The 19,816-nt window shown below is 59.4% G+C and carries 19 protein-coding genes; 14 read left to right on the top strand and 5 right to left on the bottom strand.

Features of this window, described 5'->3' with window-relative positions; all coding sequences use genetic code 11:
* Window position 1: 1 nt before the first annotated feature.
* Window positions 2–1,174, bottom strand: a complete 1,173-nt coding sequence (mnmA, locus tag B9Z40_RS06425; RefSeq protein WP_100172398.1) for a tRNA 2-thiouridine(34) synthase MnmA — start codon at window positions 1,172–1,174, stop codon at window positions 2–4.
* Window positions 1,175–1,249: 75 nt separating this feature from the next.
* Between mnmA and B9Z40_RS06420 the strand changes: the two genes are divergently transcribed.
* Window positions 1,250–1,978 (top strand): lytic transglycosylase domain-containing protein, encoded by a 729-nt coding sequence (locus B9Z40_RS06420; RefSeq protein ID WP_100172397.1) that lies wholly within the window; start codon window positions 1,250–1,252, stop codon window positions 1,976–1,978.
* 46 nt (window positions 1,979–2,024) lie between these two features.
* On the opposite strand, the gene B9Z40_RS06415 is transcribed toward B9Z40_RS06420, so the two are convergent.
* On the bottom strand, window positions 2,025–2,783 hold the full coding sequence (locus tag B9Z40_RS06415; protein WP_100172396.1) for a sulfite exporter TauE/SafE family protein: 759 nt from the start codon (window positions 2,781–2,783) through the stop codon (window positions 2,025–2,027).
* Window positions 2,780–3,274, bottom strand: a complete 495-nt coding sequence (locus tag B9Z40_RS06410) for an NUDIX hydrolase (protein ID WP_100172395.1) — start codon at window positions 3,272–3,274, stop codon at window positions 2,780–2,782. The genes B9Z40_RS06415 and B9Z40_RS06410 overlap by 4 nt, the downstream gene beginning before the upstream one ends.
* A 94-nt stretch (window positions 3,275–3,368) precedes the next feature.
* On the opposite strand from B9Z40_RS06410, the gene B9Z40_RS06405 reads away from it, so the two are divergent.
* The 4 genes from B9Z40_RS06405 (at window position 3,369) to B9Z40_RS06390 (ending at window position 9,171) form a co-directional block, all read left to right on the top strand.
* Window positions 3,369–4,970, top strand: coding sequence for a Re/Si-specific NAD(P)(+) transhydrogenase subunit alpha (locus B9Z40_RS06405; RefSeq protein WP_100172394.1), 1,602 nt, complete (start codon window positions 3,369–3,371; stop codon window positions 4,968–4,970).
* Window positions 4,971–5,069: 99 nt separating this feature from the next.
* The gene (gene pntB, locus B9Z40_RS06400; RefSeq protein ID WP_100172393.1) at window positions 5,070–6,488 is read left to right on the top strand and encodes a Re/Si-specific NAD(P)(+) transhydrogenase subunit beta; all 1,419 of its coding nucleotides are present in this window, start codon (window positions 5,070–5,072) and stop codon (window positions 6,486–6,488) included.
* Between the two features lie 130 nt (window positions 6,489–6,618).
* Entirely contained in the window at window positions 6,619–8,301 is a 1,683-nt protein-coding gene (locus B9Z40_RS06395) for a long-chain-fatty-acid--CoA ligase (protein WP_100172392.1), read from the top strand.
* Between the two features lie 108 nt (window positions 8,302–8,409).
* The gene (locus tag B9Z40_RS06390; RefSeq protein WP_100172391.1) at window positions 8,410–9,171 is read left to right on the top strand and encodes a 5'-methylthioadenosine/adenosylhomocysteine nucleosidase; all 762 of its coding nucleotides are present in this window, start codon (window positions 8,410–8,412) and stop codon (window positions 9,169–9,171) included.
* A gap of 7 nt (window positions 9,172–9,178) precedes the next feature.
* Here B9Z40_RS06390 and corA read toward each other — a convergent pair whose 3' ends face one another.
* Window positions 9,179–10,165, bottom strand: coding sequence for a magnesium/cobalt transporter CorA (gene corA / locus B9Z40_RS06385; protein WP_100172962.1), 987 nt, complete (start codon window positions 10,163–10,165; stop codon window positions 9,179–9,181).
* 252 nt (window positions 10,166–10,417) lie between these two features.
* On the opposite strand from corA, the gene B9Z40_RS06380 reads away from it, so the two are divergent.
* From B9Z40_RS06380 to hprK, 4 genes are all read left to right on the top strand, one after another.
* A complete protein-coding gene (locus B9Z40_RS06380; protein WP_100172390.1) occupies window positions 10,418–11,644 on the top strand; it encodes an MFS transporter in 1,227 nt (408 codons plus the stop codon).
* A gap of 209 nt (window positions 11,645–11,853) precedes the next feature.
* Window positions 11,854–12,183 carry a ribosome hibernation-promoting factor, HPF/YfiA family gene (gene hpf / locus B9Z40_RS06375; RefSeq protein WP_100172389.1) on the top strand — a complete coding sequence of 110 codons (330 nt, stop codon included), beginning with the start codon at window positions 11,854–11,856 and terminating at the stop codon, window positions 12,181–12,183.
* A gap of 166 nt (window positions 12,184–12,349) precedes the next feature.
* Window positions 12,350–12,817, top strand: a complete 468-nt coding sequence (locus B9Z40_RS06370; RefSeq protein WP_100172388.1) for a PTS sugar transporter subunit IIA — start codon at window positions 12,350–12,352, stop codon at window positions 12,815–12,817.
* 24 nt (window positions 12,818–12,841) lie between these two features.
* Entirely contained in the window at window positions 12,842–13,783 is a 942-nt protein-coding gene (gene hprK, locus B9Z40_RS06365; RefSeq protein ID WP_100172387.1) for an HPr(Ser) kinase/phosphatase, read from the top strand.
* A gap of 12 nt (window positions 13,784–13,795) precedes the next feature.
* On the opposite strand, the gene fur is transcribed toward hprK, so the two are convergent.
* A complete protein-coding gene (gene fur, locus B9Z40_RS06360; protein ID WP_100172386.1) occupies window positions 13,796–14,224 on the bottom strand; it encodes a ferric iron uptake transcriptional regulator in 429 nt (142 codons plus the stop codon).
* 85 nt (window positions 14,225–14,309) lie between these two features.
* On the opposite strand from fur, the gene B9Z40_RS06355 reads away from it, so the two are divergent.
* The 5 genes from B9Z40_RS06355 to leuS all read left to right on the top strand — a co-directional run bounded on the left by B9Z40_RS06355 (window position 14,310) and on the right by leuS (window position 19,812).
* Window positions 14,310–14,849, top strand: a complete 540-nt coding sequence (locus B9Z40_RS06355) for an outer membrane protein assembly factor BamE (protein WP_100172385.1) — start codon at window positions 14,310–14,312, stop codon at window positions 14,847–14,849.
* A 14-nt stretch (window positions 14,850–14,863) separates the two neighbouring features.
* Entirely contained in the window at window positions 14,864–15,679 is an 816-nt protein-coding gene (gene dapB, locus B9Z40_RS06350; RefSeq protein ID WP_100172961.1) for a 4-hydroxy-tetrahydrodipicolinate reductase, read from the top strand.
* Window positions 15,680–15,696: 17 nt separating this feature from the next.
* Window positions 15,697–16,341 (top strand): MotA/TolQ/ExbB proton channel family protein, encoded by a 645-nt coding sequence (locus B9Z40_RS06345; RefSeq protein ID WP_100172384.1) that lies wholly within the window; start codon window positions 15,697–15,699, stop codon window positions 16,339–16,341.
* Between the two features lie 3 nt (window positions 16,342–16,344).
* Complete coding sequence (locus B9Z40_RS06340; protein WP_100172383.1) at window positions 16,345–16,773, top strand: biopolymer transporter ExbD; 429 nt, start codon at window positions 16,345–16,347, stop codon at window positions 16,771–16,773.
* Between the two features lie 243 nt (window positions 16,774–17,016).
* Window positions 17,017–19,812: a leucine--tRNA ligase gene (leuS, locus tag B9Z40_RS06335; protein ID WP_100172382.1), complete on the top strand. Its 2,796-nt coding sequence runs from the start codon at window positions 17,017–17,019 to the stop codon at window positions 19,810–19,812.
* The last annotated feature ends 4 nt before the right edge of the window (window positions 19,813–19,816 follow it).

Genomic DNA, 19,816 nt, shown 5'->3' with positions numbered 1-19,816 from the left:
GTTAGACCGAGTTTGGGGGGCAGGCGCTGGCCGACTGGATCACGCCGCCGCCCAAACACACCTCGCCGTCGTACAGCACCGCGCTCTGCCCTGGGGTCACGGCCCATTGGTGCTCGCCGAACGACAGTTCAAAGCCCTTTGACCCATCGGGCATGCCCAGCGCTTGGAGGTCGCAAGGTGCATCGGCCTGCCGGTAACGCGTTTTGGCCGCATATGCGCCGGGCGTTGGGGCCTGGCCCGCGCACCAGCTCACGTCGGTGGCTTGCAGTTGGGGTGACAGCAGCCAAGGGTGGTCATGGCCTTGCACCACCCACAAGGTGTTGTTGGGGATGTCTTTGCGGGCCACAAACCAAGGGGTGTGCTCGCCTGCGCCGCGCAAACCGCGTGCTTGCAAGGCTTTCATGTCCGCGCCTTTGGCTTTGATGCCGCCAATCCCCAATCCTTGGCGTTGGCCCAATGTGTAGAAGCTCAGGCCCACATGTTGGCCAATGGTGCGCCCGGATGGGTCTTTGATCGGGCCGGGTTCTTTGCTGATGTAGCGGTTCAAGAACTCGCGGAAAGGCCGCTCGCCGATGAAGCAGATGCCGGTCGAGTCTTTTTTCCGGGCGTTAGGCAGGCCGATCTCTTCGGCAATGCGGCGCACCTCGGTTTTGTGCAGCTCACCGACCGGGAACAGGGTTTTGGACAACTGCGCCTGGTTCAGGCGGTGCAAAAAGTAACTTTGGTCTTTGCTGGGGTCGAGGCCCTTGAGCAGCTCGTGTCGGCCCGTCGCGGCATTCAACCGAACCCGTGCGTAATGGCCAGTGGCAATTTTTTCGGCCCCCAAGCGCATGGCGTGATCCAGAAACGACTTGAACTTGATCTCTGCATTGCACAAGATGTCCGGGTTGGGCGTGCGCCCAGCTTGGTATTCGCGCACAAACTCGGAAAAAACGCGGTCTTTGTAATCGGCCGCAAAATTGACATGTTCGATCTCGATGCCCAGCACATCGGCCACGGCCGCGGCATCGACGAAGTCAACATTGGATGAGCAGTACTCGCTGTCGTCGTCATCTTCCCAATTTTTCATGAAGATGCCGATCACCTCATAGCCTTGTTGCTTGAGCAGGTGAGCGGTGACAGCGGAATCGACGCCGCCGGACAAGCCGACGACCACACGGGTGGAATGGGACATGCCCCAATTATCCCGTGACCCTTGGGTGAGCCCGCCTGAGCCCCCAAATTTATAATGCGCTAGAAGCCAACATCCATGAACCCAACCTGCACTTGGTGCCAGTACGGCAGAACTTTCCTGCGCGATGTCGCGCAAGGCATGTTCATCATCACCCACAGTGGTTTGGCCACGGTGGGTTTGACCGCGCTCGCTTTGGTGCTGGCCTTGTGGCTGAACCCGCAATGGCTGCACTCGGCGGAAGGGGCTGTTTTTACTTGGTTGCGCGATCGCCAAGTGTTGTTGTCGTGGCTGCCCCAAGACACGACCGAGCGAGCGACGGCCTTGCGTGTGCAAGATCTGCCCAAGCCCCAAGCGGCCGTGGCCGAATGGCTGGCCCGCAAATACAAAGTGGCCCCCGAGCCCGTGGCCGCTTTGGTGGCCGAGTCTTACGCCTTGTCGAAAAAGACCAAGTTGGCTCCCCATTTCATCTTGGCGGTGATGGCCATCGAGTCGAACTTTCACCCGTATGTGCAAAGTCAGGCGGGGGCGCAAGGCTTGATGCAGGTGGTGACCGAGATCCATGCCAAACGCTATGAAGCCTATGGAGGTCGCCTCGCCGCCTTTGACCCGATTGCCAATGTGCGCGTGGGTGTGGCTGTCTTGGCCGATGCCATCAAGATGCGAGGCGGCTCTCTGGAAGACGGTCTCAAGTTCTATCTGGGGGGCTATGCCCTGACAGAAGACGGTGGGTATGTGGCCAAGGTGTTGGCCGAACAGGCGCAATTGGATTCGGTGGCTGCGGGGCAAAAGCCGGTGCTGCCTTAATTTGGCGTTTCACCTGCAGCGCACGCATGCGCCAGATGCCGTGCGGTCAAGCCCTGGAGAAAAACACGCCGCTCATAACCAGCCCTGTGCCGATGACCAGCCAGCGCACCCAGCGCACCGGCAGTCTCTTGGCCCAACGTGCACCCACCCAACCGCCTGCGGTGGCCAAGCACATCATCCATAACGCTTGGGGCCAAACGATGGCCCCAGCCACAGCGAAGGCCGCGACCGACAGCAAGGACAGCACAAAGGAGTTGAGGTTCTTCAGTGCGTTGACGGTGTTCAGACGGCTTTCGCCCGTCAGGGTGTACAGCGCCATCAGCAAAATGCCCAGACCCCCGTTGAAATAGCCACCGTAAATGGCCACACCCAGCAGGCCGGGCAAACGCCATGCCGGATGTCCATGGCCTGCGTTGCGCTTGGCCAACACTGGCCCTGCCGCAAACAAGGCCGTGGCCAAAAGCAGCAGCCAAGGCACCAGGCCCGAAAACACGCGGTCTGGGGTGACCAGCAACAAACCTGCGCCCATGAGACCGCCGATGGCCGCAATGAGAACTTCTCGTTTCAACAACGCGCTTGGCAAGGCACGCAGTTCGGACCGAAAGCCCAGCACGCTGCCCAAATACCCAGGGCTCACCGCCATGGCGCTGGTGGCGTTGGCCGCCAATGGCGGCACGCCGGCAAACACCAGGGCCGGAAACGTCAGGAAACTGCCGCCACCGGCAATGGCGTTGAGCACCCCCGCTGCAAACGCTGCTGCGCCCGTCAGCAGCCACAGGGCTTCGCTGGGCCAAACGGCGTTCATGGGGTCAATGGTGGCAAATTGGCCACAGCCGGATCGGTGTGGATCACGGTCAGTGGAAAGCGTTGCCCAGCCAAGTGGTCTTCGATGCAGCGCAGCACCAAGGGGCTGCGGTGCCGGTCGGCGCTGGCGCGCACCTCGTCCGGTGTCATCCAGAGGGTGCGCACAATGCCCACGTCCAGTTTCAGGTCGGCTTGCAAATCGCCGATCTCCCCGCAGAAGGCCATCCGCACATAGGTGATGTCTTCGCCTGATGCTGGGCGCTGAAAGCGTGACAAGTAAATGCCCACCAACGCTGTGGGCTTGAAGGGGTGGGCTGTTTCCTCGAGTGCCTCTCGGGCACAGCCGTCTGCAGGCGACTCGCCCGGGTCCAGGTGACCCGCCGGGTTGTTCAGGCGCAAGCCCTCTTGGGTGTGTTCTTCGATCAACAGGTAACGGCCATCTTTTTCAATGATGGCGGCCACGGTGACATTGGGTTTCCAGCGTGTGTCCATACTTGAGATTATCGACGCCCCCGCCTCAAAAAACCTTGACATCGGTTAAGCTGGAGGATTGGTTATCTTTTGTGGATTGAGCGAGGAGACAAACATGCAATCAGGCGATACCGTCGTCACGCCACAGCGCATTGGCGTGCCCAAAGAGATTTTTCCCGGAGAAAAACGGGTGGCCACGGTCCCTGATGCGGTGACCAAACTGGTCAAACTGGGCTTTGCTGTGGTCGTGGAACAAGGCGCGGGCGATCTCGCCGACCTGTCGGATGCGGCTTTTGTGGAGGCCGGCGCGACCATTGCCCCCAACGCTGCAGCGCTGTGGAGTGGCAGCGACATTGTCTTCAAAGTGCGTGCCCCCACGTCCGACGAAGTCGCCCTGATGCACGAAGGTCAGACCTTGATCGGCTTTTTATGGCCCGCCCAAAACCCCGATTTGATGCAGCAGCTGGCCGCCAAAAAGGTCACCGCGTTGTCGATTGACGCATTGCCCCGCACATTGAGCCGCGCCCAGAAGATGGACGCGTTGACCTCGATGGCCGGTGTGAGCGGCTACCGCGCTGTGGTCGAGTCGGCCAACGCTTTTGGCCGCTTCTTCAATGGCCAGATCACGGCCGCGGGCAAAGTGCCCCCCGCCAAAGTGTTCATTGCCGGTGCCGGTGTGGCCGGTTTGGCGGCCATTGGCGCGGCCGCCAGCTTGGGTGCCATCGTGCGTGCCAACGACACCCGCGCCGAAGTGGCCGACCAGGTCGTGTCGCTGGGCGGTGAATTCGTCAAAGTAGATTACGAAGAAGAAGGCTCGGGCGGCGGCGGTTACGCCAAGGTCATGAGCGAAGGCTTCCAGGCCGCGCAGCGCGAGATGTACGCCAAGCAAGCCAAAGAGTGCGACATCATCATCACCACTGCGTTGATCCCCGGCAAGCCCGCGCCCAAGCTGATCACCGCTGCGATGGTGCAAAGCATGAAGCCCGGCAGCGTGATCGTGGACATGGCCGCCGAGCAAGGCGGCAACTGCGAACTGACCGAACCCGGCAAGGCCGTGGTCAAGCACGGCGTGACCATCGTGGGTTACACCGACTTGGCTTCGCGGATGGCGCGTCAATCGTCCACGCTGTACGGCACCAACTTGTTCCGCCTGACCGAAGAGCTGTGCAAGACCAAAGACGGCGTGATCAACGTCAACATGGAAGACGACGCGATCCGCGGCCTGACGGTCATCAAGGACGGTGAAATCACCTGGCCTGCACCGCCTCTGGTGGTGGCGGCCAAGCCCGCCCCCAAGCCCGCCGCTGCGCCTGCGGCCAAAAAAGGCCACGGCCACGGCGAGCCCTCAGGCCCCATGCCCGTGGGTCAGTTGCTGATCGTGTCGGCCGTCGCTGCTGTGCTGCTGGTGCTGGTGGGCGCCTATGCGCCTGCGGCTTTCCTGTCGCACTTCACGGTCTTTGTGTTGGCCTGCTTTGTGGGTTACATGGTGGTCTGGAACGTCAAGCCCGCTTTGCACACCCCGCTCATGAGCGTGACCAACGCGATCAGCTCCATCATCGCCATCGGTGCGTTGGTGCAAATTTCGCCCATGGCCGCGGCCGGGCGCCCCAACACGCTGATCGGCATCTTGGCGGCTTTGGCTCTGGTGCTCACCGCCATCAACATGTTTGGCGGCTTTGCCGTCACCCAGCGCATGCTGGCGATGTTCCGAAAATAATGACTTCGGGGACAGATCTTTAGCTCTGTCCCCGACTGATTAAGACTTTGGGGACAGCTCTTTAGTGCTGTTCCCAACCGATTAAGAAAAGAGACACTCATGAACTCAAGTCTGGCCACGGTCGCCTACATCGGCGCGACCATTCTCTTCATCCTCAGCCTGGGTGGTTTGTCCAACCAAGAAACCGCACGGCGCGGCAACCTCTACGGCATGATCGGTATGAGCCTGGCCGTGCTGGCCACCATCTTTGGCCCGCAAGTCACAACCGAAGGCATCCCCATGATCGTGGGCTCCGTGCTGGTGGGCGCCATCATTGGTCTGTACGCTGCGCGCAAAGTGCAGATGACACAAATGCCCGAACTCGTGGCGCTCATGCACAGCATGGTCGGCATGGCGGCGGCGCTGGTGGGTTATGCCACCTATGTGGACCCCGAAGCCTCCAAAAATTTGGACGGCGCAGCGCATGCCATCCACGCGGGTGAAATCTACATTGGCATCTTCATTGGCGCGGTGACTTTCTCGGGTTCGGTGGCTGCGTTTGGCAAGTTGTCCGGACGCATCGGTGGAAGCCCCTTGCTCTTGCCTGCTCGCCATTGGCTCAACTTGCTGGGTTTGATCGCGGTGGTTTATTTTGGCCGTGAGTTCATGAACGCCCACACGGTGCAAGACGGCATGGTGCCCTTGGTCATCATGACCGCCATCGCTTTGCTGTTCGGCATCCACATGGTCATGGCCATTGGTGGCGCGGACATGCCGGTGGTGGTGTCCATGCTCAACAGTTACTCCGGTTGGGCCGCTGCGGCCACCGGCTTCATGCTGAGCAACGACTTGCTGATCGTGATCGGTGCCTTGGTGGGTTCGAGTGGCGCGATCTTGTCCTACATCATGTGCAACGCCATGAACCGCAGCTTCATCAGCGTGATCGCTGGGGGCTTTGGCACCACGGCCGCTGCGCCCAAGCCGACGGGTGAAGCGGCCGAGCCGGTGGGCGAGGTCAGCCCCATCTTGGCTGCAGAGACCGCGGAGTTGCTGCGCGACGCGAAAAACGTGATCGTGGTGCCCGGCTACGGCATGGCCGTGGCCCAAGCCCAGCACACGGTGTTTGAAATCACCAAGACATTGCGCGACAAAGGCGTGAACGTGCGCTTTGGCATCCACCCGGTGGCGGGTCGCATGCCTGGCCACATGAACGTCTTGCTGGCCGAAGCCAAAGTGCCTTACGACATCGTGTTCGAGATGGACGAACTCAACGACGACTTCCCCGAGACCGATGTGGCCATCGTGATCGGTGCCAACGACATCGTGAACCCCGCCGCGCAAGACGACCCGACCAGCCCGATCGCGGGCATGCCGGTGCTCGAAGTTTGGAAAGCCCGCACCAGCATCGTCATGAAGCGCTCCATGGCCAGCGGTTATGCCGGTGTGGACAACCCGCTCTTCTACAAAGACAACAACCGCATGCTGTTTGGCGATGCCAAGAAGATGCTGGACGAAGTACTTATTGCCTTGAAGTCTTAAGACTTCAGCGTATCGGTAGAAACGAGGGGGTGAACGGTGTTCACCCCCTTTTTTTTCGCGTAAACCCCGAGGCTTTTGGCGTCAGTTATCAGTCAGATCTACGGTAGACTGCCTCGCAGGAGAACCCCATATGAACGCGAATCCGATTTGGTTGAAGAGCTACCCCGAAGGTGTACCCGCCGACATTGATCCCACCCAATACACCTCTTTGGTGGGCTTGCTTGAAGAGAGTTTTTCCAAATACGCAGAACGCACCGCTTACAGCTTCATGGGCAAAGATGTCAGCTTTGCCCAAGTGAACCAAGAAAGCTTGGGCCTGGCCGCTTACCTGCAGTCTTTGGGCTTGAGCAAAGGCGACCGCGTCGCCATCATGATGCCCAACGTGCCCCAGTATCCCGTGGCTGTGGCGGCCATCTTGCGTGCGGGTTTTGTGGTGGTGAACGTCAACCCCTTGTACACGGCCCGTGAGCTGGAGCACCAGCTCAAAGACAGTGGCGCCAAGGCGATTGTGATCATCGAAAACTTTGCTGCGACGCTCGAAAAATGCATTGCCCAAACCCAAGTTCAGCATGTGGTGTTGGCGGCCATGGGCGACCGATTGGGCCTGCTCAAAGGCAGTTTGGTCAATTACGTGGTGCGCAATGTCAAAAAGATGGTGCCCCATTTCAATTTGCCACAAGGCGTTCGTTTCAATGACGCCTTGAGCAAGGGGCGACAGCAAGCGTTTCGCAAACCCGAACTCACCGCCGACGACATTGCTGTGTTGCAGTACACCGGCGGCACCACGGGCGTATCCAAAGGCGCCGTGCTGCTGCACCGCAACGTGATCGCCAACGTGCTGCAATCCGAGGCTTGGAACGAACCTGCGATGAGACGCATGCCAGCAGGGCAGCAGCCCACCTCGGTGTGCGCTTTGCCGCTGTACCACATCTTCGCTTTCACCGTGAACATGATGCTGGGCTTGCGCATGGGTGGTAAGACGATTTTGATTCCCAATCCGCGTGACTTGCCCGCGGTGCTCAAAGAGCTGTCCAAGCACACCTTCCACAGCTTTCCAGCCGTCAACACTTTGTTCAATGGCTTGGCCAACCACCCGGATTTCGGGACGGTGAATTGGTCGAATCTCTTGGTATCTTTGGGCGGTGGCACCGCCGTCACGCCCAACGTAGCCAAGCTGTGGCTGGAGAAAACGGGTTGCCCAATTTGTGAAGGTTATGGTCTGTCCGAGACCAGCCCTTCAGCCAGTTGCAACCCCACCATCAGCAAAGAGTTCACCGGCACGATCGGTGTGCCGATTCCCGGCACCTTCATGAAGCTGTTGGACGATGAGGGTCAAGAGGTGACAACACCGGGCATGCCTGGCGAGATCGCCATCAAAGGCCCACAGGTCATGGCGGGTTACTGGCAGCGCCCAGATGAAACCGCCAAGGTCATGACGGCCGATGGCTATTTCAAATCGGGCGATGTGGGCACCATAGACGAGCGTGGCTACTTCAAGATTGTGGACCGCAAGAAAGACATGATCTTGGTCAGCGGTTTCAACGTCTACCCCAACGAGGTGGAAGAAGTGGCTTCGGCTTGCCCCGGCGTGCTCGAATGCGCGGCCATTGGCATCCCCGACGAGAAAACCGGCGAGACGGTCAAGCTGGTGGTGGTCAAGAAAGACCCGGCCTTGACCGCCGAGCAAATCATGGCTTATTGCCGAGAGAACATGACCGCATACAAGCAGCCTCGTGTGATCGAATTCCGCGATGAGTTGCCCAAGACCCCTGTGGGCAAAATCTTGCGACGCGAGTTGCGCAACAAGGCTTGATCTTGACCCGGCGCGGACGCGCCGGGACTGAGCCTGGCGGCCACAAGTTTTCTTGTGGCCGTTTTCAATTTGTGGCCTGTGCTCAACGCACACAGAAAGGGGTGATCCATGGCGGTGATTGGCATCATGAGTGCCCTGCACGAAGAGCTCGCGGCTGTACTCGGTGACATGCCCGATGAGCAGCGCGTCAGGGTGGCGGGACGCGACTTTTGGGTGGGCCAGTGGCAAGGCCATGCGGTCGTGGCGGTGCTCTCACGCATTGGCAAAGTAGCCGCAGCTACCACTGCCACGGTCATGCTGGAACGTTTTGGGGTCGATGCACTGGTGTTCACTGGCGCGGCAGGCGGCTTGGGAAAGGACGTGCGTGTGGGCGATGTGGTGGTGGCCAGCGGCTTGGTGCAGCACGACATGGATGCCTCTCCGCTATTCCCCCGTCACGAGGTGCCGCTGTATGGCCGCGCCCTTTTTGAATCCGATGCCACTTTGTCAGCGCAACTGGCCGAGGCCGCGCAGCAGGTGCTGCAGGCCGCTGAGCTGCATTTGGGGCCTGACACGTTGACCCAGTTTCAATTGGCTTCGCCACAGGTGCACCGGGGCTTGATCGTCAGTGGCGACCGCTTTGTCGCGACCAACGCCGAAAGCCAGGCACTGTGCGAAGCCTTGCCAGAGGCTTTGGCGGTCGAGATGGAAGGCGCTGCAGTGGCGCAAGTGTGCTTTGACTATGGCGTGCCGTTTGCGGCTGTGCGCACCATCTCAGACCGCGCAGACGATGCAGCACACACCGACTTCAACCGGTTCATTCGAGAGGTGGCCAGCCGTTACAGCCGGGCCATTTTGTCGCAGTGGTTGGCCAAGCGCCAACCCGCTTGAGTGGGCTTTATTTGAGCCAACCGCGACGGCGGAAATACCACATGGGCACCACGGCGCTGGCGGCCATCAAGGCGATGGCCATGGGGTAGCCCCAAGTCTGGTTCAGCTCGGGCATGTACTGGAAGTTCATGCCATAGATGCTGGCGATCAGCGTGGGCGGCAGCAAGGCGACGCTGGCCACCGAGAAAATCTTAATGATCTTGTTCTGGTTGATGTTGATGAAACCCACCGTGGCGTCCATCAAGAAGTTGATCTTGTCGAACAAGAACGCGGTGTGCGAGTCGAGCGAGTCGATGTCGCGCATGATCTGGCGCGCGTCTTCAAACTGCTCGGCATTCAGCATTTTGGAGCGCATCATGAAACTCAGGGCGCGGCGCGTGTCCATCACGTTGCGTCGGATGCGGCCGTTCATGTCTTCTTGCCGTGCAATGGCGCCCAGCACTTCACTGGCCATGGCATCGGTCACATCGCCCGAGAGCACGGTGTTGCCCACTTTTTCGAGCTGGTCGTAAATGCCTTCCAGTGTGTCCGCCGAATACTCTGCATCGGCATCAAACAATTTCAGCAGCACCTCTTTGGCGTCTTCGATCAAGCCGGGTGCGCGGCGCGCGCGCATGCGCAGCAGGCGAAACACGGGCACGTCTTCGTCGTGGATGGAGAACAGCACGCCTTGGCTGCGCAGGTTGGCGTTGTGCAAATTCAAGATGAAAGCGCAGCGCACGGTGCGGGGCTCGTCATCGTCGGCGATCAAAAAGTCGGAGCGGATGTGCAGCTCGCCGTTGTCTTCTTCGTAAAAACGGGCCGATTCCTCGATGTCCTCGTCCATCGCATCTTCCGGGATGGACAGGCCAAAGTATTGTTTGATCCAGCGCTTTTCTTCCAGCGTGGGCGATTCCAGGTCAACCCAGATGGGCTGAAAGCGGGAGAGTTCTTCCAACGACTCGATCTCTTCTTGAAAGAGGCGACCGTTGACAAGGGTGAAGATGTTGAGCATGGCGAATCCAAAAATGGCCAGGTGCCAAAAGTTCAAAGGGGCGGCGAAGTGTTCTTTGCAGCTTTCGAACGATGGGCGAGGTGCTCAGCGCGTTCGAAAGCTACCGACTCGGGGTAGTTTCCACGGCAATGTGTCTCCAAAAATGAATGGCCGAATTATGGCACCGGATGCGTCTGTGTGGGCTGGCCAACATGGGGTGCCGTCGCGCTTGGCGACGGGTGTTAGATTCAAGCCATTCAACGGCATTGTTCCATGACCCCACATTTGACCCCTCGGCGTGAGCGCTGGCTGCTCTTCACGCTCGCAGGCATCCAGTTCACCCACATCCTCGATTTCATGATCATGATGCCTTTGGGGCCGCAATTCACGGCTTTGTTTGGCATCAGCAACGCCCAGTTTGGCCTCCTGGTCTCGGCTTACACCTTGTCAGCGGGCTTTTCGGGTTTGATGGCCGCCACCTACATTGACCGCTTCAGCCGCAAACAGTTGCTGTTGACCATGTACACCTTGTTTGGACTGGCCACGCTGTCGTGCGCTCTGGCGCCCGACTATGTGTGGTTGATGGTGGCGCGCGTGGCTGCAGGTTTGTTTGGTGGGGTGTTGTCGGCCTTGTCCCAGACCATCGTGGCCGATGTGATCCCCTTTGAGCGCCGGGGCCGCGCCATGAGCGTGGTCATGACCTCGTTCTCCGTGTCCACCGTGGCGGGCGTGCCCCTTGGCTTGTTTTTGGCAGCGCATTTCAACTGGCATGCACCTTTTGTGGGCATCGCTTTGCTGGTGGGTGTGCTGGCGCTGGGCGCTTGGCAAACTTTGCCAAGGCTGGACGCGCACTTGCACCACCCCGAAAGGGTGAGTGTTTGGCGCGGCATTGGCCTAGTGCTGGCCGAGCCCAACCACCTCCAAGCTTTTGCTGTGTCGGGCTTGATGATGTTCGCGTCGTTCACGGTCATTCCTTACATCACCATTTACCTGCAGTCCAACGCTGGCATGCTGCCGGCTGAGGTGCCCTGGATTTACCTGTGTGGCGGCTTGGCCACCTTGCTGAGTGCGCGCTATTTTGGCCGCTTGACGGACCGGGTCGGCAAGGTTCGGATGTTCCAGTGTTTGGCTTTGGCCGTGACCGTTCCCTTGATGGCCACCACGCTGTCTCAAGGCCTGCCCGTGTGGGGCTTGTTGGTCATATCCACCTTGTTGTTCACCGTCATGAGCGGGCGCATGATCCCTGGCATGGCGATGATTTCTTCGGCTGCCCTGCCTCGTTTGCGCGGTACGTTCATGACCCTGAACTCAGCCGTGCAGTCCGCTTCCATGGGCTTGGCTGCCTTGGTGGCGGGGCTGATCATCGGGCGTGATCCGCAAGGGCAGCTCACCGGTTACTGGATGGCGGGTTTGTTGGGGGTGGTGGCCAGTGGCCTGAGTGCGTGGCAGGCTGGGCGTTTGCGTTTGCATGGTGCGCCTGCGGCATCCATCAGCCCTTGAGCGGCATCGTTTGGTGATCCGCTTCATTCCGCACGATAGCACCAATAACGGCCCAGTGTGGCCATTTCGGCCCCCTTTTCAGGTTTAAATTCTGTTGGCTTGCTTTTCCATGTGACGCGGCGCATAGTGGGGTTGAACCACCCAGCAGGTGGTTTCCGAGCCCTGCTCCGGTGGGGCTTTTTCACCCTGAATCCATGGAGGCGACGACTATGAATTTGATCATCAGTGGGCATCATCTCGAAGTGACCCCGGCGCTGCGACAGTACGTCACGGGGAAACTCGACCGAATCACCCGGCATTTCGACCAGGTGGTGGATGTCAAAGTGCTTTTGACCGTCGAAAAACAAAAACAAAAAGAAAAGCGCCAGCGCGCCGAATGCAACATCCATGTCAAAGGCAGCGATCTGTTCGCTGAAAGTGCGCACGAGGACCTCTACGCGGCCGTGGATGAGCTGGTGGACAAGCTGGACCGCCAAGTGGTCAAGCACAAAGACCGCATCACCGATCACCACCACAGTGCCCCCAAACGCATGATGTAAAGGCCAACCCTTTGTCAAAACCGGGGCCACAATTTGTGGCCCTTTTTCATGGAGACTTGGCGCTGGGTCAAGACCGTTCATGTGACCTTGCACATGAGGCCCAAAGTCACGAGCGATCACGTAAAAGTGGGCTTCCTCCCGCAAGGTGCATAATCCGGCCTCGACCATGAATCGCCTGTCATCCATACTGCCTGTTGCCCAAGTTCTTGTCGGGGTGGAAGCCACCAGCAAGAAACGCGCATTCGAAGAAGCCGGACTTCTCTTTGAGAACCTGCATGGGTTGTCTCGTGCGCTGGTCACGGACAGCTTGTTTGCCCGTGAGCGATTGGGCTCAACGGGTTTGGGCCATGGCGTGGCCATCCCCCATGGCCGCATCAAGGGCCTTAAGGCACCGATGGCCGCGGTTTTTCAATTGGCGCAGCCGATTGGTTTCGATGCGCCCGATGAACAGCCGGTCAATTTGCTGATCTTCTTGTTGGTTCCCGAGGCGGCGACCCAAAAGCACCTGGAAATCCTCTCGGAAATCGCTGAGCTGCTCAGCGACACCGCCTTGCGTGAGAACATCAAGAACAGCACGGTTCAAGCCAATCTGCACCAATTGATTGCGCAGTGGCAGTCTGCACAAACCGTTTGATCCACTGAACTGGGTGTTTTGGCGATGAAACCAACCGTCATCAGCGCAGACCTTTTGTTTGAAGATCACCGCCGAAACCTCAAGTGGCAATGGGTGGCGGGTTTGGGGGCTTCAGAGCGCCGTTTTGACGAAGTGGCCGTGCGCGAAGCCCGGTCCGGTGCCGATTTGGTCGGTTACCTCAATTACATCCACCCTTACCGTGTCCAAATTCTGGGGCCACGCGAAGTGGCTTACCTGAGCAATTCCACGCCCGAAGACTGCGCGCGGCGCATTTCACGCATCGTCACCCTGGAGCCGCCGGTGCTGGTCTTGGCCGATGGCCAAGTTGCCCCCGAGGCCTTGCTTTCCACCTGTGAGCGTGCACAGATTCCGATGTTCTCGACCGAACAATCGTCGGCTTTTGTCATCGATGTTCTGCGCGCCTATTTGTCCAAGCACTTTGCCGACCGGTCCACCATGCACGGGGTGTTCATGGACATTTTGGGCATGGGTGTGTTGATCACAGGCGAGTCGGGCCTGGGCAAAAGTGAGTTGGGGCTGGAGCTGATTTCGCGCGGCAACGGCTTGGTGGCCGATGACGCGGTGGACTTGTACCGCATCAACCAAACCACCATTGAAGCCCGTTGTCCCGATTTGCTGCAAAACCTACTGGAAGTGCGTGGCATTGGTTTGCTGGACATTCGCGCCATTTTTGGCGAGACGGCGGTCCGCCGCAAAATGCGGCTGAAACTGATCGTTCACTTGGTGCGCAAAGAAACCTTGGAACGCGACTATGAACGCCTGCCTTCGGAACCCCTGATCCAGGATGTTTTGGGCATTCCGGTGCGCAAAGTGGTGATTCAGGTGGTGGCGGGCCGCAACATCGCGGTGTTGGTGGAAGCGGCTGTGCGCAACACGATTTTGCAAATGCGCGGCATTGACACCTACCAAGACTTCATTGAACGACAACGCCGCGCCATGGAGTGAGCGCAGATGCCTTCAGCGCTCGCGGTGGGGGCAGGGGTTTTGTGTGCAGTGCGCGTAAAGACTCAAAGCATGGTCGGCGATCACAAATCCTTTGGCCTGCGCGACGGCTTGTTGGCGTGACTCGATTTCCGGGTCGTAAAACTCTTCCACCCTGCCGCAATCGAGACACACCATGTGATCGTGGTGTTGGCCTTCGTTGAGTTCGTAAACCGCCTTGCCACCTTCAAAGTGGTTGCGGCTCAAAATACCGGCTTGCTCAAATTGCAGCAACACCCTGTAAACCGTGGCCAAGCCCACGTCGGTGTTGTCCAGCAGCAAGTGCCGAAAAACGTCTTCGGCCGTCATGTGGCGTTGCAAGCCACTTTGGAACACTTCCAGAATTTTCAGGCGGGGCAGCGTGGCTTTCAGACCATTGTTTTTCAGTTCGTCAATTTGGTTCATGGTCTAGGGCATCTGGGTGGTTGCGAACGGTGCAGGCTTGAAGCTGCCGCTACAATGAGTCGATCATATCGGCCAGCCATCAACCATGACAGCATCCCAGACTTTTCCTGCGACATGCACCAACTTGGCCATGCTCATCGTGTGCGCCTGTTTGGCCGGTTGTGGCAGCACCTCCAGCCTGTCCCAGGGCCTGTTCAAGCCCTACATACCCGAGGTGGTGCAGGGCAACTTCGTGTCCAAAGAGCAGCGGCAAGCGATCAGCCCTGGCATGGCGCGCGCCCAAGTCAAGGACATCTTGGGCACGCCTTTGGTGACCAGCCTGTTTCACGCTGACCGTTGGGATTACGCATTCAGCATTCGGCGTCAGGGCGTGCCGCCCCAGAGTTTTCAGCTCACGGTCTTTTTCAAGAACGATGTCGTCGCTTCGGTAGACGGTGGCGATTTGCCCAGCGAGTCCGAATTCGTTGAGCGCTTGATTGTTCAGCGCAAAGCGGCCACCGTGAGCAACTTGCAAGCCAGCGAAGAAGACTTGAAAAAATTCCCTGCGCCCAAAGCCGCCGAACGCGCCCAACCTGCAGCGGCATTGCCTGCCAGCTACCCCCCCTTGGAGCCCACGCCCCGTTGATGGGAAAAAACGACATGACTCAACTGACCCACTTGCCCGTCACCGTTGCGGGCGCCTCTGGCCGCATGGGGCACATGCTCATCGAAGCCATCATGGCCTCTGAAGACTGCCGCTTAGCAGGCGCACTCGACATCGCCGCCAGCCCGGCATTGGGGCAAGATGCCGCAGCCCCGCTGGGCAAATCCAGCGGTGTTTTGGTGACATCTGACTTGCATGCGGGTCTCAAAAGTGCGGGTTGTTTGATTGACTTCACACGGCCCGAAGGCACGCTGGCCCATTTGCAGGTTTGTCGCGAATTGGGCGTCAAAGCGGTGATCGGAACGACCGGCTTCACCGAGGCGCAAAAAGCCGAAATTGCTGAAATTGCCAAAGACATCGCCATCGTGATGGCCCCCAACATGAGTGTGGGCGTCAACGTCACGCTCAAGCTCTTGCAAATGGCCGCACAAGCCATGTCGACGGGCTACGACATCGAAATCATTGAGGCCCACCACCGTCACAAGGTGGACGCGCCCTCTGGCACTGCTCTCAAAATGGGCGAAGTCATTGCGGATGCCATTGGCCGGGACCTGAAAGAGTGCGCCGTTTACGAACGCTACGGCCACACCGGTGAGCGGGATCCTTCTACCATTGGTTTCTCCACCATCCGAGGTGGCGACATTGTGGGTGACCACACCGTTTTGTTTGCAGGCATTGGCGAGCGCATTGAAGTGACCCACAAGTCATCCAGCCGCTCCACCTACGCACAAGGCAGTTTGCGGGCTGTGCGTTACTTGGCCACCCAGCAGCGCGGTTTGTTTGACATGTTTGATGTGTTGAATTTGCGCTGACGTCTCCTGACCACGTCATGACCCTCAACGACTTTTTGCTGCACAGCGATTCGGTCAGCCGTTTGTTGGCGCTGCTGCTGTTGGTGCTGTCGGTGGGCAGTTGGGTGGTGATCTTCTGGAAGTGGCGTTTGCTCTCACGCGTGGGTGGCGACATGCGCCGCAGCATCGCGGCTTTTTGGCAGGCCACGGCTTTTGACGATGCACAGCAACGCGTCGCCCAGTTTGACCGCGACGTCTGCATCACCCCTTTGTTGGACGCGACTTTGTTGCCCATGGGCGGCACTTTGGCGTCGTCCGGCGACCGCCATCCCCAGCTGACCCGTGTTTTACGCGATGCCCTGCAAGCGGTGGTGAAACGCCTGCAGTGGGGTCAGGTTTGGTTGGCGACTGCCGGTGCCATCTCGCCTTTTGTGGGCCTGTTGGGCACTGTTTGGGGCATTTTCAACGCCCTCACGGGCATCGCCGATGGCGGCCAATTGACCATCGACAAGGTGGCAGGCCCTGTGGGCGAAGCCCTCATCATGACGGCAGCAGGCTTGGCTGTGGCGATACCGGCTGTGTTGGGCTACAACCTGCTCGGGCGTCAAATCAATCAGATAGAAGCCGAGCTGGAGGGTTTTGCCCACGACTTGCGTGCTTTGCTCGCCGACCCCCAGGACTGAGCCATGGCCTTCGGTCGCCTGGAATCTCGCAAGCCTGACGCCCCCATGAGCGAGATCAACGTCACCCCTATGGTGGACGTGATGCTGGTTTTGCTGGTGATCTTCATTTTGACGGCACCCCTGATGACCAGCGCCATTCGCTTGGACCTACCCCAGTCTGAGGGCGGTGAGGCCGGCGCATCGCCCCAAGTACTTTCCTTGGTGGTGGATGCCCAAAGTAACTTGTATTTGAACGACAAGCCCATCACTCCCGACGCCCTGCGCCTGCGCTTGGCCGAATCCGCCAAACGCAACCCCCATACCGAGCTGGAGCTGCGTGCCGACCAGTCGGTGCCCTACGGCCGGGTGGTTGAGGCCATGGGCCTGGCCCAAAAAGCCGGTTTGTCGCGCATCGGTTTTGTGGCGCAAACCACCCCGGCGCTCACGCGCTGAGTTGTCACACCCTTGGCCTGAATCTGTGGGAGGCCGCCCCTGCGGCCGAATGTCTGCAGTGGCAGGTCCGCCATTCGCGAGCGGGGGCTCGCTCCCAAAAGAGTTTGGGTGATGGTCTTCGCATGGGCAGGGGATGGCCCGGGTGACGATGTTGAGCTTGCGTCTGAGGAGCCCGGGCTATCCCCTGCCTATGCTTGCCAAGGTCCACGTTTGACCTGATCTGCCCCTCTACAATTGCAGGCTATGCAAGACAAGTACAACCACCTCGAAGTCGAACCCGCAGCGCAGTCCCGCTGGACGGCCCGCGATGCCTACCGCGTCACCGAAGACGCCAGCAAAAAGAAGTTCTACGCCTGCTCCATGCTGCCTTACCCCAGCGGCAAGCTGCACATGGGCCATGTGCGCAACTACACCATCAACGACATGCTCACGCGCAGCCTGCGCATGAAGGGCTACAACGTCTTGATGCCCATGGGCTGGGACGCTTTTGGCCTTCCCGCCGAAAACGCCGCTTTGAAGAATGGCGTGCCCCCGGCCAAGTGGACCCACGAAAACATCGCTTACATGAAAAAGCAGATGCAGGCCATGGGCCTGGCGGTCGACTGGTCGCGCGAAGTCGCCACCTGCGATCCGACCTATTACAAGTGGAACCAGTGGCTGTTCTTGAAGATGCTGGAAAAGGGCGTCGCCTACCGCAAGACCCAAGTCGTCAACTGGGACCCGGTGGACCAGACCGTGTTGGCCAACGAACAGGTCATCGACGGCAAAGGCTGGCGCACAGGCGCTCCGGTAGAAAAGCGTGAAATTCCGGGCTATTACCTGAACATCACGGCCTATGCCCAAGAGCTCTTGGACCATGTGCAGATCGGCAACGACAAGGCGACGCTCAACGGCTGGCCCGACAAAGTGCGCCTGATGCAGGAAAACTGGATCGGCAAATCGGAAGGTGTGCGCTTTGCTTTCCCGCACACCATCGCGGGCGCTGATGGCGCCTTGATTGGCGACGGCAAGATGTACGTGTTCACCACCCGCGCCGACACCATCATGGGTGTGACCTTTTGCGCGGTCGCAGCAGAGCACCTGCTGGCGCTGCACGCGGCTTCGTCCAATCCTGCATTGGCGGCGTTTTTGGAAGAGTGCAAGAGCGGCGGCACCACCGAAGCTGAGCTGGCCACGCAAGAGAAAAAGGGCATGGCCACGGGCCTGTTCGTCACGCATCCTTTGACGGGTGAGCAGGTTGAGGTTTGGGTCGGCAATTACGTGTTGATGTCTTATGGTGACGGCGCCGTGATGGGTGTGCCTGCGCACGATGAGCGTGACTTTGCGTTTGCGCTGAAGTACGCCTTGCCGATCAAGCAAGTTGTCTCTGCTCGTGCGCCGGCCTTGTCGTCGCCTGCGTCGGGCGCCTCAGACGCAAGCTCAACATCGTTGCCCGACGCAGGCAACGCCAAGGCCTCTGAGGTCTTTGATGCGACCGCATGGTCTGAGTGGTACGCCACCAAAAACGGTGTGTGCGTCAACTCCGGCGAACTCGATGGTCTGACCCAAAAAGCTGCCGTCACCCAAGTGGCTGAGCTGCTGGCTGCCAAAGGCTTGGGCGAGAAGAAAACCACCTGGCGTCTGCGCGACTGGGGCGTGAGCCGCCAGCGCTACTGGGGTACACCGATCCCGATCATCCATTGCGATGAGCATGGCGCTGTGCCGGTGCCCGAAAAAGACCTGCCCGTGGTGTTGCCGCAAGACTGCATCCCGGACGGTTCGGGCAATCCGCTGCACAAGCACGAAGGCTTTCACGCTGGGGTCACTTGCCCGGTGTGCGGCAAGCCCGCCCGCCGCGAGACCGACACCATGGACACCTTTGTGGATTCGTCCTGGTACTTCATGCGCTACTGCGACCCGACCAACGCCGAGGCGATGGTGGCAGGCGGCACCGATTACTGGATGCGCGATCAGAACCAAGCCACAGGTGGCAGCGGCATGGACCAGTACATCGGTGGCATTGAACACGCCATCTTGCACCTGCTTTATGCGCGGTTTTGGACCAAGGTCATGCGCGATCTGGGTTTGGTCAAGGTCGACGAGCCTTTCACCAAGCTGCTCACACAAGGCATGGTGCTGAACCACATTTATTCGCGCCGCACCGCCAAGGGTGGCAAAGACTACTTCTGGCCGCACGATGTGGAGCATGTGCTCGACGAGACGGGCAAAGTGGTGGGTGCGAAGCTGAAAAACGAAGCCGACAGCGGCGATGGCCGTCTGCCCGTGGGCACCGCCATCGACTACGAGGGTGTGGGCACCATGTCCAAGTCGAAAAACAACGGCGTTGACCCGCAGGACCTGATCGAGAAGTACGGTGCCGACACCGCGCGCTTGTACACCATGTTCACCGCACCGCCCGAGGTGACGCTGGAGTGGAACGACTCGGCCGTGGAAGGCAGCTACCGTTTCTTGCGCCGCGTGTGGAACTTCGCTTTCAAGCACCACGAATTGCTGCGTTCGGCCACGGGCCAGGATCTGAGCCAGGCCGCTTTGGGTGACTCGGCCAAAGCCTTGCGCCGCGAAATGCACCTGGTGCTCAAGCAAGTGGGTTACGACTACGAGCGCATGCAATACAACACGGTGGTGTCGGGTTGCATGAAGTTGCTTAATGCGCTGGAAGACTTCAAGCCCGATGGCAGCGCGGGTGACACCGCCGCTCTGTGCGAAGGCGTCTCCCTCTTGATGCGCATGCTTTACCCCGCTTGCCCGCACATCACCGACGAGGTTTGGCAGCAGCTGGGTTTTGCCAAGGCTGTGGGCGAGTTGCTCGATGCGCCTTGGCCTGCTGTGGACGAGTCGGCTTTGGAGCGCGACCAGATTGAGATGATGCTGCAGATCAACGGCAAGTTGCGCGGGTCCATTTGGGTGCCTGCGTCGGCCGACAAAGCACAGATCGAGGCGGCTGCGTTGGCCACAGAGGCCTTTGTCAAGCAAGCCGCTGGCGCTGCGCCCAAGAAAGTCATTGTGGTGCCAGGCCGCTTGGTCAACATCGTCGTTTAAGCCC

Origin of the sequence: Limnohabitans sp. 15K (assembly GCF_002778285.1) — a bacterium.
Lineage (GTDB): Bacteria > Pseudomonadota > Gammaproteobacteria > Burkholderiales > Burkholderiaceae_C > Limnohabitans_A.
Note: the sequence above shows the minus strand (reverse complement) of the source record. Positions and strands in the feature narration are given on the sequence as shown.